General features: G+C 59.6%; 10 protein-coding genes and 1 pseudogene. 3 read left to right on the forward strand and 8 right to left on the reverse strand.

Annotation, left to right across the window (positions count from 1 at the left end; translation table 11 throughout):
- Nucleotide 1: 1 nt before the first annotated feature.
- Both C2L65_RS40620 and C2L65_RS40625 read right to left on the reverse strand, forming a co-directional pair.
- A complete protein-coding gene (locus C2L65_RS40620; protein ID WP_042305566.1) occupies nt 2-1531 on the reverse strand; it encodes a hypothetical protein in 1530 nt (509 codons plus the stop codon).
- Nucleotides 1532-1548: 17 nt separating this feature from the next.
- A complete protein-coding gene (locus C2L65_RS40625) occupies nt 1549-3012 on the reverse strand; it encodes an OmpA family protein (RefSeq protein ID WP_158660429.1) in 1464 nt (487 codons plus the stop codon).
- On the opposite strand from C2L65_RS40625, the gene C2L65_RS40630 reads away from it, so the two are divergent.
- A complete protein-coding gene (locus C2L65_RS40630; protein ID WP_233446662.1) occupies nt 2990-4393 on the forward strand; it encodes a CAP domain-containing protein in 1404 nt (467 codons plus the stop codon). The genes C2L65_RS40625 and C2L65_RS40630 overlap by 23 nt on opposite strands.
- Before the next feature lie 13 nt (nt 4394-4406).
- Here the strand turns inward: C2L65_RS40630 and C2L65_RS40635 are convergent, their stop codons facing one another.
- Entirely contained in the window at nt 4407-5507 is a 1101-nt protein-coding gene (locus C2L65_RS40635; RefSeq protein WP_042305568.1) for a hypothetical protein, read from the reverse strand.
- 1131 nt (nt 5508-6638) lie between these two features.
- On the opposite strand from C2L65_RS40635, the gene C2L65_RS45905 reads away from it, so the two are divergent.
- Together C2L65_RS45905 and C2L65_RS40645 are read left to right on the forward strand one after the other, a co-directional pair.
- Nucleotides 6639-7403 (forward strand): peptidoglycan-binding protein, encoded by a 765-nt coding sequence (locus C2L65_RS45905; protein ID WP_042305569.1) that lies wholly within the window; start codon nt 6639-6641, stop codon nt 7401-7403.
- Between the two features lie 281 nt (nt 7404-7684).
- A complete protein-coding gene (locus C2L65_RS40645; RefSeq protein ID WP_042305570.1) occupies nt 7685-8464 on the forward strand; it encodes a hypothetical protein in 780 nt (259 codons plus the stop codon).
- 54 nt (nt 8465-8518) lie between these two features.
- On the opposite strand, the gene C2L65_RS40650 is transcribed toward C2L65_RS40645, so the two are convergent.
- From C2L65_RS40650 to C2L65_RS40670, 5 genes and pseudogenes are all read right to left on the reverse strand, one after another.
- Nucleotides 8519-11392 (reverse strand): CHAT domain-containing protein, encoded by a 2874-nt coding sequence (locus C2L65_RS40650; protein WP_042305571.1) that lies wholly within the window; start codon nt 11390-11392, stop codon nt 8519-8521.
- Nucleotides 11393-11922: 530 nt separating this feature from the next.
- The gene (locus tag C2L65_RS40655; protein WP_042305572.1) at nt 11923-12909 is read right to left on the reverse strand and encodes a hypothetical protein; all 987 of its coding nucleotides are present in this window, start codon (nt 12907-12909) and stop codon (nt 11923-11925) included.
- A gap of 82 nt (nt 12910-12991) precedes the next feature.
- Nucleotides 12992-13621: a glycoside hydrolase family 19 protein gene (locus C2L65_RS40660; protein WP_042305573.1), complete on the reverse strand. Its 630-nt coding sequence runs from the start codon at nt 13619-13621 to the stop codon at nt 12992-12994.
- A 248-nt stretch (nt 13622-13869) separates the two neighbouring features.
- Nucleotides 13870-13986, reverse strand: a pseudogene (locus tag C2L65_RS40665) (F0F1 ATP synthase subunit C); the annotation flags it as partial.
- Between the two features lie 136 nt (nt 13987-14122).
- Complete coding sequence (locus C2L65_RS40670; RefSeq protein WP_042305574.1) at nt 14123-14854, reverse strand: SDR family oxidoreductase; 732 nt, start codon at nt 14852-14854, stop codon at nt 14123-14125.
- Nucleotides 14855-14914: the final 60 nt, after the last annotated feature.

The following is a 14914-nucleotide window of genomic DNA, read 5'->3' on the forward strand; positions in this document are numbered from 1 at the left end:
GTCAAACCTTGAAGAGATCATCGAGCTGCGACTCGAGTGCGTTCTTTGCGTGCTCGGCTCGCTCCTTACGTGCCTTGATCTCATTGATCACCTGCGTCCGTACCGGCTCGGAGAGACCGTAGATAAGCTCCTTCTTGCGCGTGACATCGGATGCTCCCTCGATCTCCAACACGATGCTGTCGATGGAAGCGTTCGCTACCTCTTCCGCGACGGCAGGCTTCGCGATGGTGTCCGCGACGATTGGCGAAGCCGGCACTACGACTTCCTTTTTCTCGGACATCTCAGATGCGACACCCGTCGATGCCTGCGCCGACTGCGCGCGAACCGGGTCCGCGTCCAGATCGGACAGCGCGCGCTGTTCAAGCACGTAATTGCGGAAGGTCTTCGAAAACGTCTTACCCGAAATGTCAGCGTTTTCGGCCATCCGCTTCTGCAGGTTTTCCAGCTGCGACTGCGCGATGGACCGCAACGGCGCGTAGTAGTTGTTGTAGTCCTCGAACGTCGTGAAGCCCTTTGTGGTCTTCCACGCCGCACGACTTTCCCGGCCACCAAAGCCCCATGCAAACCCGCCAAAAATGCCGACGACCTGCGTCACAACGAAAATGATCGCAAGTGTAATAAAAGCAGCGGCACCTTCGCTGCGCGTGGACGACGATTCCTCTGCCCGCGCGCGATCATCCGCCGCCTTCTGACTGGCCACCAATTCAGCCGGCACCCCGTTGCCATTTGCAAACGGATTGCCTGCGTCCGCGCCCTGGCTCACGCCCATCGCTTCCCGGGTCTGTTCCGCATTCAGATTGCTCCACCGCATGCACGTCGACGTCACAGCGATCGCCAGAATGACGACGACTGCCAGGCCAACCATGAAATAGCTGTGGCTCGTACCCACACGGTTCGCTACCTGCGTATAGTCAGGCTCCTGATCATCCACCGACTGATCCTCATCGAGCTTGACCTTGCGACTCGAGAAGCGCTCCTGCGTCTTGTCCTGCCTCCATTGCTTCCGGCACCGTGCAACAAGATTCGAGCGATACAGCTGATGTCCTGCCACGTGCGTCAGGAACACCATGATCACGCAAATTACTAGCACGATCGCCACCATTAGCAACGTATGCGTATTTGCGCTGCCATCGCGTGCCATCCAGCTGCCTAGCAGATACGAGAAGCCCAGGCCTTCTGCAATGACGAGTACCGTCAGCAGCACCATCAGCCACAGCGGCGTCGGCGAACGACCGCTGTCGTCGGCCTTGGCGAGATACTCGTTGCGCTTGCTGAACTCGGCCTTCGAGAGATAAGAAATGAACTTGTTGTAGTCGCCGCAAAGCGTGCGTTCGGAATCGGTCCATCCGCCCTGACCGTGAATGCCGTGCCGGGAGAGACGCGCGGTCTTGCCGAGCACCGGGAATGTGTATTTCCAGTGGTTCAGCCAGAACTCGAGCGTCGAACGATACGAAAATGTACCGACAGCAAGGAGTGCGGCTACCACCCACCAGATGACGGTGCTCAGATTAGCCTGAATGAAGTCCATCATGATCGTCTTTCCTGTTCTTATGTTCGTGCGATAACGGGCACGTAATCAACCGTGAAATACTGATTGCTCTTGTGGCGTACGAGTTCGCCGGCGGTCGCCTTACCGTTTGCGAAGATGATGTCAGCGCAGTCGAATACGCCGGCATTGTTGACGAACAACCGGTACAGCACACCTCCCTTGACGGCATAGGCGTTGACGTCGGGTGACAGTCGCACCTGCGCAGGACCGCTCAGCCCGCCGTTCCGTTCGTAGTCTTTCCACACCAGCAGGGTTGGTTTCGTACCTGCGGTCGAGCCGTTTCGAAGGACGGAGACGTCCTTCAGCGCGAGATACTGTCCATTGAGCGTCGCACCCCAACTGCTTCCATAGAGGTTTTGCACGTGATCGCGCACAGGTACGGCGCGGTCATCTGCTACCGACTTCATCGCGTGCGAAACGCGCGGACGGTCATTCACGCAACTCTTCGAGACGGGCGCCTCGTCGGCGACCGCCGTGGACAGGAACGAGAAGGAGGACGACGGCGCAGGAGCAGCCGCAAACTGGAGACCAATGCCCGCAGGCGACGCCTCACGCCAGCCGAAATCGATGCTGTCGGACATGCCACGAGCTGCAATCGTCGGCGGCGTGTGTGGTGCGGCAGCAGCCGTCGATGGAGCCGGAGTTGCGGACGCGGTTGCCGCAACATGGCTATCCACGCGCGGCGAATCCGCCACACGCGCCTCTTCCTGTTTCCGGGCTGGCTTTGCGATCGCCGTTCGCATCGACTGGGCGTTCGGTTGCGGTGTCGCGGCCCGATAGTATTGATATTTCGGAACCCGGCTGCCCACATAGCTTTGCAGGATGTCGGGCCTCAGACCCGTGAGATCGACGATTTCAACCCGACGATTCTTCGCGCGTCCCTCATCCGTCCGGTTGTCGGCGATCGGCAGGGTCTCGCCCGCACCTTGATAGAAGACGTTTTGTGGTGCGATGCCGTGTTCCGCGAACAGACGCGCCACTGTGCGGGCACGGCGCTCCGACAGATCGGCATTCAGTTCGGAGTTGCCTGTATCGTCGGTATGGCCGATCAGCAGGATTTTTGTCTGTGCCGCGGCCGCTTTCTCGGCATCCGTGGAAGCCTCCGCGACGCGAGTCGATGTCCGGTACTGTTCAGCAATCTCGCCGAAGTAGGTTTTCGCGTCCGGCGTGAGTTCTGCCGAGCCCGTTTCGAACTGGGTATGGCGCGCCGTGTCGACAACTGTGAACGAGCTTCCGACCTGCTCTGTTTTTCCCGTATCCGCCGCCCTGACTTCGAGCGGGGCCGACGAGTATGTCAGATCGTGCTTCGCGGCGATTTTCGATAACGCGCAACGTCGACTGTCGACAGCATGACCAATCAGCCCGCCTGCAAGGCCGCCAGCGGCTCCGCCAATTGCCGCCGCCGCAACCTTGTTCTTGTTGGCGATCACGGCGCCAAGAATGGCACCGACGCCCGCACCCACGGCAATGCCGATGTTGCGATTGCTGTTTGCACAGGGATCGGGATTCGCGAACGTGCTCTCGAAGATGTTGAGGTCGCCCTGGTCCGTCGAAGTGCTTCTGGGCCCGTCTGCTTGCTGGACGCCGCCAGGATTAGCGCACCCGGTAACGGCAAAAATGGTAATCGCGGCAAGCCATATTGGCCTTGCCTTGCCCAATGCTCTCAATGAAAACCCCTCGGAGGTTCAGTTTTTCGTCGCGCCTGCGTGGGCGCTGATTTTTGATCTGCCCATCCAATCCGACGGGACGGGCTCACCTTTATCGATTACGGCACGCTGCCCGCGAACTTTAGAGTGGTCTCAACTTTCGCGATGTGCCGCCGATAAATGCGGTTGGTACGTGAACTATCGGCAGAACCAGATGCAGAGAACAATATTCGCCGCATACATTGTTGCGATCACCGCGCTCGCAGGATGCGCAACCAAAGTGGCCCAGATCGAAAAACCGGAGCCGCCCTATCAAGGACCCATCGTGCGGTTACGGTATGCGCCCGGGCCCTCGAACACCATCCGGGTTGGTGAACCCACGGCGCTCGATTACGTGAATGCCCGTCGCGAAGAAGCCGGGTTGCCCCTCATCGCAGTCGACGACAAGCTCGCCGAGGCCGCGGCAGACCATGCCCACTACCTCGACATTAACCGGGTCGGCACGCACGATGAAATCGAAGGTAGACCCGGTTTCACCGGCGTCGACGTGATCACGCGGGTGAGGCTGCATACGCCAGCGTATGGCGCGAGTGAAGTCCTCGCGGTGTTTGGCGGCCCGCGTCCCGTCGACACACCGATCGAGGATATTTTTGCGTCGCCTTATCATCGCGGCGCAATCCTGTTTGACTGGGCACGCGCGGGCGAAGCGTCGATCGTAGGATCCAGTTCCGTGACCGTCGTCGATTTTGCGGACATTGCGCCCACACTTTCTGAAACGGAACTCGTGGCATGGCCATACGATGGCCAGCGCGGGGTGCCCACCGCATGGGTCAACAACGAGCAACCCGATCCGATGGGCGCCGATGCGCGGTATCGCGGGCAGGTGCTCGGTTTTCCGCTCACGCTGTCGGGCGGGCCCAACGCCCACATCGAACTACGCAGTGTCGAACTGCGTGATCACCGGGGTAAAAAAGTGGCTTGCAAGATTGCCCCGTTGACGGCGGCGGATGCTGCGCGCAACACCGCAATCTGCACGCCTTATGAGCCGCTTCGCACCGGCACGCGCTATACCGTGCATGCACTCGGACGCGTTACGCAACTGGGCAAGGTCGCCCCCTTCGATCTCGCATGGGCATTCACGACGCTCGACGAGAACCGGAAAGCGCGGTCGCTGGTCGCACAGTCCGATTCTCGTTGAGGACTCTGCTCGATCACAGCTCCGCGCTGACATAGCCGTAGTAGCGCGGCAGGAAGTCCTTCATCGCGAAATCGCCGAGGCCGGTCCACTTCCATGTATAGAGCTTCATCTTCACACGTCCGGTCGGCACGTTGGGCGCGTCGGCTTCGATCCGCCGCACGAGAATCCAATGGAGATCGGAAAGCTTGGGCACATGCGCATCGCCTTCGATCACCTTATTGCGTTTCGCATGCGAGGCGAGGATCCCATGTACTAGCATGATGACCACGCAGTCCGGCGCGCGCCTGAACAGACTCGTGCAGCTCGTCAGGTTGGTGCCGGCGGTGCTGAGCCGCGTGCCGTCGCGCGGCGACGTGTAATCGGTGAGCGCCTGGTTCTGAACGGTCCGGTAGCCCGCCTGCTTGAGCAGCATCTCGATCTGCCCCGGCGTCGTCGCGTGGCTTTCTTCGCTCAGGAAGTCGAAAGCCTGACCGCCGCCCAACGGAGCGGAGACGAACGCTTCGACGTTGCAGCGCAGGCTCCCCAACGCGATAAAGTCGGCCGCCGGACCGCAGTCGGCCGTCCAGCCGTGCCGGAACGGGTTGGCCTGCTGGACATCGACGTCCGTTTCACCGAAGCGTGCAATCCCCTTGTCGAAGAGGTCCCCGACGAAGCCGACGTAGTCCAAAGGACAACCACGCACCACCGGCACCAGGATCGAAGCCGGACCGCAGAAGCCCTGGGGCCCCTGGTTCATCGAACTCGGGCGTCTCACTCGAAGCGCCACCTGCACGGCCACATGGAAGCGATTGACGTTGCTGAAGACGGGGCTCGTTGTTGAACCGCCGGCGACCCAGCTCTGAACCTTCTTCAACGCGGTGAGCCGCTCGGCGCGCAGTTCAGGCCGTGCCCCATAGGAAGCCTTCGTTTCGTTCGTCGTGAGCGTGATCAGTTTCGCAAGAATCGTTTGCGTCTGCGGCAGGTCGAGGACGACATCCGGGTCGAGTTCCGTGTCTTCGCCATAGGTCATCGGCTGGAAAATATCGGCGAGGAGCGCCTTTTTCGACTTGCTATCGCCGGCCACCGAGATGGACTTGTCCAGGAGCTCGATCAGTTCATCAAAAGTGAGTGGCATCTGAGGTGCCTCCTTTTCCCGTTTCCGATTCCCGTTTACCTTTCCCGCCAGGCAACGAATCCGCGGCTTTACCGCAGCCCCTTCCTAGCTTAGGAAGCAGGCAGGCGCATTCCAAAGTACTTTTCGAATATCTTGTCGTGTCAGGTGGCGAACTTCTGGTTCTGTCGCTTTAAGGGATTTGAAATATGCCCAACTCATTCAAACTGCAAGCACCCAATTTTCGACACCGCGTGATATGTACCCAAAAGCCTTTGGTCGTGACAGAACAAACGAATTGAGACTCCAGGTACATAGTTTTTTGCCATCGGAAGTCCAACTCTTCCAATAACTAAAAGATAGTTGCGAAATATTGGTGACAATTGTTTCGCCCGGTAGCGAGTGCGAAGACGAGTCAATCATAGTTGGGGCTTATTTCGACGTCGCACCAAATGTGGGCAATTCGACGCGGTATCGAGGCGAGCGCGCTGCTCAGACTCACGGTCGCTCGACCGAGCGATAACCCAGAAATAAATGCCACTTCGTTGTGAGCGGTCCTTCGCGAGATGTCGGCAGATCTGCGGCTCTTCCCTGGTCAACATCGACCGCGTTCTGTATGAAGGCCTCCATCAAGATGAACGCGCCAAGTGCATGAGTCATCCTAGGTGACAGCCACCGACATCATCGGCCAATGCGCTTAAGTGAATCGCCTTTCGAGATGCCGGCTACGTTCTCGGCTACGCGCTCACCGCGTCGTTCGTACGCTTTTTTCGCGCCGAGTAACGAAGTCCGCGATCATTCGCGAACGCGCAACGGTCATCAGCTCATCGGGCGTTTCGAAACCGACAACAATAGCGTGAAAAGCGCAAATTCCGTAAGAGCGACATTGATCACATTGTGTGATCCCCCACATACAGACTCTAATGCGCGCCGGATGATTTGTATGCCGTGTAGAACGTAGACGCGGATAGAGGGAAGACACATTACTGAGTCGATATCGTTACCGTTCGATATCCGATCATTTATATCCTCAACACGCAATGACGGATAGACAGTAATGAAGCTGCGGCGGTCGATCCGTTTTGCGGAATCAACCCCGGATCCAAGCGGTGGCCGACAAGACGATAGCAATCGTCTCAATCCGAGGAGCCGAACATGTCGATTACCACACTAATGCCAATTCCCTCCGGCATAAATCAGAACGTCAAAGCGGCTCGTCAGCAAACCATGATTTCGCTGCTTGGTAATCCTCGTGCCACCTACAGCTCGGATTGCCAGAACCCAACGCTGCCTGTTATTGCATCGATGATCGTTCGCGATCAAGTCGGTCCGCTGAAGGTCACAGGCCTGCGCCCCGCCGTGGAATCGCTGAAGGATATATTCACTGACATCAAGAGTGCGTGTCCGAATATTTACCCGGCACTGGGACATGCGGGAATGCTCTGCGCACGATTCGTGCGCGGATCAACCACAGCCATCAGCAATCACTCGTGGGGAACGGCGATCGATCTCACGCTCGACGGGCAACTGGACGTTCGTGGCGACGGGCGCGTGCAACAAGGCCTGATCGATATTGCGCCCATCTTCAACAGCAGAGGATGGTTTTGGGGCGCCGGCTTTCGTACTGAGGACGGGATGCATTTCGAGTGCGGAGACGATCTTATTCGTAAGTGGGCGGCAGACGGTGTCTTCGGTGATGCACCAAAAGCCGGTGTCGCCACCGCTTCTCTGCTGACGTTAGGAGATCGTGGACCTGATGTCGCAGCGTTACAGACTGCACTGAACAACAAGGGTACACATCTGCTCGTCGACGGCGACTTCGGGCGCAATACCCAAGCCGCCGTCATGGCATTTCAGCTCAGTCATGGTCTAGTCGCTGATGGCGTCGTTGGCGATAAAACCCACGGCTTGCTCTTCTGATCAAGATTTTCGGACATGATCCGTGCGTGAGCTGTCCGTTGCATCACAGCGAGAGTCTGTCGCCCGCACGCGTGATCGTAGTGATGCGTTCCCCGACACTTCCGCGAAACCGTCGCACTCGAGACGCCGACCTTCCCTCACTGCTCTTTTTTTGCGAGAAAATGGCACAGTTTTGTTATACGCTTAGATATCCGAACCAAACTGTAAGCCGACAGATGCATCAGACACGCGTATCACTCGCTCGGCTTTTCCTCCCACCTCTCTCATCGAGGACCATCGCCATGTCGATCCCAACCGTCACCGCCGACCAGGCCAGCGATTTCCTGCGCGACGCCGATCTGCCCGTCCCCCATCGTGGCGATGATCGCGGCATCGCCGAAGCGACACAGCCCCCGTTCGACCCCACCAAGAACGAGTCGGTCGTGGTCGGGTCGGGCATGGTCTCGTTCAAGTCCGGCGTGTCCCAACCCCGTCGCATGGCGATCACCAACTCGCTGCTGCTCGCGCAACTGGTCCTCAAGAAAAAAAACCTCACGCCCGACGCGCCGGACTGGTTCCATGAGTATGCGTCAGTGCTCGCCAATCTCGGCTGGCTGGTCGAAACGTCCGACATGTCCGACTACGTCACGAGTGACGACAGTCTGGATGTACACAAAGCGATCGAGGCCGTCGCTCTGGCGCTGCTCGGTCCTGGCGCGATCGCTGCCGCGCCCCTCATCAAGGCAGCGCTGGATGCGCTCGGGTCTATGAACACCAACACGCCCTGGATCACGCTCTTCAACCGCGAGACCAAGCGCGTCAACACCACCAGTTTCCAGCTCGCCATGACCGACCAGGGCGCCGACGACAAGCTCACCGTCTCGATGATGGCCTTCTCGTTGAACACCTCGATGGACATCACGCAAGTGCTGTTCTTCAAGGTGAGCAAGAACGATGCGAATCTCAGGAAAGTCGCGACGACCGCCGAAATCGACACCTCGGTGCTTGATTCGGTGCAAGACATGCTGCGCGACAAGGTCACCGCGTTCACCGCCAACTATCTGAGCGAAATCAATCTCTGATACCCCGGCACGCGGCACGTCATGCGCATCCCACATGACGTGCCGTGCATCGCTTCAGGCCTGCTCCGCCCACTCGCTGAGCGTCTGCAGCAGCTTCGAGCTCGCCTGCTGCTCCGCCTCGCTGATATCGCGGCTCGCATACGCAGCCAGCACGAATTCGCACTGATCCAGCACCGAGCCCCAGTTCTGCGTGGCGCTGATGCGCAACTTTAGATCGCGCAGCGCATCGATGAGAGAGTCGACATTGCACGCGAGCCGGCCGGCCTTCACGCTGTCGTAGAACTGCGTCTCTGCGCGCGCAACGATGCTCCAGAAATCCGGTTTCTGTTTGCAATTTATTTCGATCGATTCGCGCAGCCGGTCGACATCGGCTTGCAGGTATCCCGGCGCGTTAGTCCTCAGATTCATAACGAGTTCGCTGACGAGTCGGTTAAGCAGTGGGTAGAACATTGTGGGATCGTTGTCGCGCTGGGCAAGCTGCTCGGCTTGCGTGTACATGCCCGTCATCTCGGCGAGCGCCTTCGATTCCGCCTCGTTTCCGCCCGCCAGATGTTCAACGAAGGCCAGCCGCTTGTACGCCGATGCGCACAGGCTCAGACGTTCGGCCGTGACCTGGACCGCCAGCAACGCCTGCAGCCGCCCGATGCTCGCGTCGATCTCCGTGCGCGCGGCATCGATCGCATCGGGCGGTACCTGCAAGACCGCGTTCGCACGCGTACACTTTGCCTTCAGCACGCTCCAGGCATTGCGCGCGCGCAGATTGGCGAGGGCGTCGGAGGCACCCAGGCTCGCGGCGCCGTCATTGGCGGCGAGCGCTTTCTCAAACCACTTTATCGCCGGCTCGTACATGCCGACCGCGCTCCACGCCCGGCCGAAGGCTTCCGCGATCTTGCCGCGCTGTCCCCAACGTGGGCCAAATGTACGCTCCAGGTATTCGAGCGGTGCTTTCGGAAACGTGGCGTCGTAGCGCGCGTTGGTAGTGAACTCCTCCAGCGCGAGCAGCAAGGACACATCGGAGCCCACGCTCGCATAGCGCTCTTCGGGTGGACGGCCGCGTCCGCTCTGCGTCTCGCCGGAGCACCTCAGCTCCCAGTTCGGATCGCCATAGCACTGATATGCGGCCCAGGTGTTGCCGCCCTGGAGCCAGGCCGCAAGACGCGCGGCGGCGACCGCATCGAGAAACCGGTCGCCTGCAATGAGCCGCTCGTAGAACGTCGTCGCGAAGAGATTCGCCTGCTCGTCTTCGACGGCCCAGCCCGCCGCGATCACACACTTCACGCCGATCTTGATCAGCTCCTCGGCGACAGTCGCGGCAAAGCGCGGGCGATCGTATTGCAGCGTGGGATCCTTCATCAGCTGGTCTTCGTTGCGCTCGGCGAGGTGACAGCAGTTGACGAACACGAGCTCCGGAACGCGACGCAATGCGGCGATCTCCCGTGCGCCCAGATAGATGCCGTCGGACAGGACGATGCCACGCAAGCGGTCGCCGTTCGAAGCGGCCGGCGCTTCGTTGGCGGGTGGCTCGCCATGACCGCTGACATGCAGCACGCGCCATTCGCGCTCGAGCAGCGCGCTCACTATGGTGCGCGCGTCGGCGCCAACGTCGTCGTCGGAACGCGCCACCAGCGCGCGGACTTGCGCCGGCGTGAGCCGCTGCGCGAGCATCCGCGCGACCGCTTCGGCTTCCGCGCGCGCGCCGGGAAGGCGCCGGTAGCGCGGGTCGTCGATATACGGCTCGCCGATGACGAGCATCTGGGCATCGCGGTCGGCGTCGTCGACACGACCGCGAAAATCCTTCGTGCGCAGCTTGCGCAGCAGCTTCGCGCGGATCGCCCACGGCTTGACTGCGTCGATATCGCGTTTGCCGGATGCGCCGCCGCCGGTATTGTCGAGCAACTCCCACGGAATACCCGCTGTGCCGTCGTCGACTTCGATCTGCATGTCCGATCCACCGGCCAGGAACGGATGCATCTCGCGTGGAATCAGCAACTGAAACAATATGCGGCCGATGCCCGGGTCGCTGTTGTCCGCGTTCGATGCAGACTTGACGAGTTGCCGGATCAACCGCCCCTGCGTCGCCGTCGCGCGGACTTCAGTGCGGGCGCGGCGCGTGTCGAGCGTATAGACGATCGACTGCTCGCCTGACCGGTCTTCCTGCGTGACCGCGCTGAAGAGGTCGTAGTCCGTGCCGCGATAGGTATTGTCGAGCGGCCGGGACAGACCGCCCGTGTCGCGCAGCACCTCGTCTTCGAGCCGGATGCGCCCTGGCGTGGCCTGCTCCATCAGACGCAGTGCGCGCCAGGCCTCTGTCGAGCGATCCATGAACAGCTCGATCAGACGTAGATGCGACACACCAGGCCATGTCACGCGAGCGAGCATCTGATTGGCTTCATAGACGCCCTCGACGACAAGCCGCGCCGCCTGTCCCGGCGCGATGCCGGTGCCGCCGCTGCCCACGAGCGTCGCGGCGAGTTCGAACGGCTCGCTCCGGCCCGGTTCGGCCTCGGAAAGCCGCTGCGCCCACGCGATCACACCGAGGCGCACGGTCATGACGAGGTCACCGGCGTTCAGTTGACCCTCCGAGCCCAAACCGACGACGATCGCGCCCGCCGGACGCGGCAGTTCGCACGGCAGCTTCACTCGCCGCCCCGCGTTCACGAAGACTTGCTGCGCGCCGATCGTCTGCGGATAGCGCCCGAGCCGTAACGATGTGCTCAAGATGCCGCTCATCAGCTCATCGACGACGGCCTCGACGCCTGTCAGCGCCGCGTCGCAGTAGTGACCGAGCAGAAGCGGCTGCTCGATGAAAAGCAGATTGCCGTTCACCACGCTCACGCGCAATGCGCCGCCGCCCGCCTGCGCGTCGTGGGCTTGCTGCGGCGAGGTGCCGCTCGCGACGGCCGCGGCGGACTCATTCAGGCTGCGCATCGTTGCTCCTCCTGGTACGAGACGTGAATAACGCGAACTGCAGACCGGCGCCATGGAGCGGATCAGCTCGCCAGTCCTTCATCGAACAACAGCGCTTTCCGGTTTCGCGGCGGCGCACGAGCCCCGCCATGCCAGGGTCACTGTTCCAGAGACGCTTCCGAGGTTCCGCATGCTGACGTTCATCTATCAGCACGCCGTCTGCAAGGAGACGACCGCGCATGAGCCTCCAAGGCGCGCGCTTGCGACTTGCTTGTTGCACGATGCGATCATGACGGTCTCCAGAACTCGCGTGGGCGCGACAACAGGTCAGTCTTTCTCGAGCGTCGAGGTGCGTTATGTTCCACGCAGGTCGCGGTTCATGCCGCCCGTCTTCTCTGTGCGATAAGACGACGCATCGGCAACGATAGTGATCCGTCTTCTTCGACCTAGAGTAGCCGACAGGGATAACAAACGTGAAAGGCGAGTGTGTGGTATCGAACACAGGAGGTGACCGGCCGAAAGTAGCGCCACGCTTTCCGTGTCATCCGTGATTAGAGAACAGTCGTCACCGAAGTGCGGCCGCTATTTGACGCGTTCGCGCCCATTTGAAACGGATTCATGGCGGACCGCCATATGCTGAACCAATCGACGAGCATTGGATCTGCTTTTTGTACATTCCGGACGTTCGCCCCGTCCGCCCCTCCCGCTGTCCCTCTTGTCGCGATGCCGTTCACATCCGGCACTCCCCAAAACAACGCATCGAGCATTCTCAATCGAAGCTGCGGCGTCCATGTAACCCGCAGATCGTCGAGCTTCAATTTGAAATCCGCAAAGTACGCTGCCAGTGCTTCGTTGCCATTCTGACGCCAGAATGTCGATGCGTGATCGGCATACCACTCGCTGACGCCCAACGCGACGTTGGTCGGGTTCGTCAAACTCTCTTCAAAGAGATGTTGCAGCCAAAGAAAGCCACTTTCGACATTGTCGATGCGACGCTCCCGTACCGCGTTGCGCGCCAGAAATGCGGGCAGATTCTCGTCGGTTAGCACCGGATACAATTGCAGGTATTCGCTGTTTCGAAAGAATGTGCGTGCATCAAAAGGTTCAGGCTTTCCATCGAGAAGATAGACGCCGATTCGCGACGAAATGCTGCCATCGAAGAACCCGAGCTCCCACGGCATCCATACACCTAGTGAGCTGTCTTCATCCGCGGAGGTCCGCGAATAAGCGAAGATAAGGCAAGTCGCTCGGGAAAGATTTCTTCGTATGATCTCGACTTTTTCCTGAGTGACGTTAGCCCTATCTTCCAGTTCCAGAATGTTGGTATCACGAAACGGCGCGAAGCCGAGTGCCTTGATTTTCCGTTCGAGCGCATTCACCTTCTGGCGGTCTCGGAAACGGTAGGATAGGAAAACGTCATAGAAGCGATCGCGCCTTGGGTTCTCCTTGTCCTCGTGCCTGCCATTCTGATTTTCCAGCTGCTTAGCGCACATTCTGACCCCTCCAAAACGGTTGCCGGCGTGCGCGTTCGTCAGCATTGACACCTCACGACGGCAGCAGGATCAATCCTCGTCCTCTCCCGGCATCGTCACGATGCCTGCGTTGCGCGTGTGCAAAAGCTCAATGGATCACGGCGAGAACCTGCTTATACAACGCGAACCTGTCTTTGATGCCAATGGTGCCCCCGTTGATGCGACGGGTGATTTCCGTAAAGTCCTCAAGGTCGTTGTCGTCCGTGCGATCGTCCGCCAGCTCATTGAGCCCTCGACTTTGCCAATACCACGCGGCGCTCGAACAGGCATACTCGGGCTGCACGAGCAGATCCGGTTGTTCGAGAAGCTTGGCATCGATCGCTTTTGCAGCCGCTGCATAATTACTGCGCCCCGTAAGCTGGATAATGCCTCGTCCTCGAAAGACGTAGCCATCATCGCTCTGCTCGTTGCCGTTGCCCATCCGGTTGGCGTAAACGAAATCCGCGAGTTTTCTCGGATTGTTGATATATGGCGATGCCGCTGCTTCATTCGGAAATCGTTTCGGCCACGCGCGCATCAGGGCTGCGACACCGTAATTGAGATTCTCTTCAAGGTTGTTGAATTGACCTGACTCGTAGCCAGTCTGCGCGAGAAAGCTTGCGATGCGATCTGGCGTATTGATGCCAAACTTCGGCAGAGCCGCATTCAGGCTGTTTGTCCATGCGTCAGGAGATTTGCAGCGTGGGAAGACGCGCTTGAGGGAAGCCGAGTCCAACATAACTCCTCCATTACATATCGAGCACGCTGCTCGTGTGAGTGAATTCCGCGTCTTGCAAACCAAAGCTCTACCGCGCTAACCCGGGATGATTTCGTTTAGTAATCGAAGATAGGTCGCGCGTCGTATGTAAGCAAGAGCGGGTATGTTCTATGTCTAACGCTGCAACGCGTCGTGGATGAATTTGTACCGGCCCTTAGCCTGACGGAAAACTGGCTTACCGATCGCGACACGCGCCTGGTCTAAGCAGACCTTGCTCCAATCAATCCAATACCGATACAGGCGCCGATAGCACCGGGGCCGATGATGATGCCGATACCGATGGCAGTCAGACCCTGGATGTTGGCGATCAAAGCTTGCGTGACCACTCCTTCAGAAAAGTTGTTCTGGAACTGGGATTCAAAAAGCGACGCCGCGTCTACGCACCCCGAAGGCGCGCTTGTGTGCGCTTCGGGGTGGTTTCGGCAGTCACGGGTTTAAGTGCTTTCCTGCCCGCCGTGATCTTTAAAAATCCTGCACGGTGGGACGGATCACGATCTCGTTGACGTCGACCGAACGGGGTTGCTCGATCGCATAAGCAATGGCCTGCGCGATGGCATCGGCGGGAATGGCCATCTTGTAGAAATCGACGACGAAGTCGCGGCTGTCGTCATGGCCCGAACCGAACTTGAGTTCGGTGTCGATCGCACCCGGCGAGATCACCGTGGTGCGGATGTTGCCTCCAACCTCGTGACGCAGACCTTCAGAAATGGCCCGAACCGCGAACTTCGTACCCGAATACACCGTGCCGCCCGGGCTGAAGACTTTCAGACCCACGACCGACGCGATGTTGACGAAGTGACCGGACTGCTGCCTTTCAAAGACCGGCAACGCCGCTGCGACGCCGTAAAGAAGGCCTTTGATATTGATGTCGATCATGCGGTCCCATTCGTCGGTCTTGCGCAGCGACAGGGGCGCGATGGCCATCAGGCCGGCGTTGTTGACCATCACATCGAGGCGGCCGTGTTGCGAGACGACGTCGCTGATCAGGCGATCGACCTGTGCCTGATCCGTGACGTCGACCTGGTGAACTGATGCCTTGCCGCCCTTCGCCTCGATTTCAGCGGCAATGCGGTTTAGGTTGTCGAACCGGCGAGCGGCCAGCGCGACGGTGGCGCCGTTCGAGGCAAGGCGCTTTGCAGTGGCTTCTCCGATGCCGCTGGAAGCACCGGTAATGACGACGACTTTGCTAGACATGGTATCTCTCCGAGAAGGTTGAAGTGCGTGGAGAGAAGTGTCGTCCTTGGTGGCATTTTT

The organism is Paraburkholderia terrae, assembly GCF_002902925.1.
GTDB lineage: Bacteria > Pseudomonadota > Gammaproteobacteria > Burkholderiales > Burkholderiaceae > Paraburkholderia > Paraburkholderia terrae.

What these genes read in the sequence shown, in the direction of transcription:
- C2L65_RS40650 (WP_042305571.1), bottom strand. Translation starts at nt 11,392, where the DNA reads ATGCGCAGCCTGAATGAGTCCGCCGCGGCCGTCGCGAGCGGCACCTCG.
- C2L65_RS40630 (WP_233446662.1), top strand. Translation starts at nt 2,990, where the DNA reads ATGGCACCGACGCCCGCACCCACGGCAATGCCGATGTTGCGATTGCTG.
- C2L65_RS40670 (WP_042305574.1), bottom strand. Translation starts at nt 14,854, where the DNA reads ATGTCTAGCAAAGTCGTCGTCATTACCGGTGCTTCCAGCGGCATCGGA.
- C2L65_RS40655 (WP_042305572.1), bottom strand. Translation starts at nt 12,909, where the DNA reads ATGCTGACGAACGCGCACGCCGGCAACCGTTTTGGAGGGGTCAGAATG.
- C2L65_RS40645 (WP_042305570.1), top strand. Translation starts at nt 7,685, where the DNA reads ATGTCGATCCCAACCGTCACCGCCGACCAGGCCAGCGATTTCCTGCGC.
- C2L65_RS40620 (WP_042305566.1), bottom strand. Translation starts at nt 1,531, where the DNA reads ATGATGGACTTCATTCAGGCTAATCTGAGCACCGTCATCTGGTGGGTG.
- C2L65_RS40660 (WP_042305573.1), bottom strand. Translation starts at nt 13,621, where the DNA reads ATGTTGGACTCGGCTTCCCTCAAGCGCGTCTTCCCACGCTGCAAATCT.
- C2L65_RS45905 (WP_042305569.1), top strand. Translation starts at nt 6,639, where the DNA reads ATGTCGATTACCACACTAATGCCAATTCCCTCCGGCATAAATCAGAAC.
- C2L65_RS40635 (WP_042305568.1), bottom strand. Translation starts at nt 5,507, where the DNA reads ATGCCACTCACTTTTGATGAACTGATCGAGCTCCTGGACAAGTCCATC.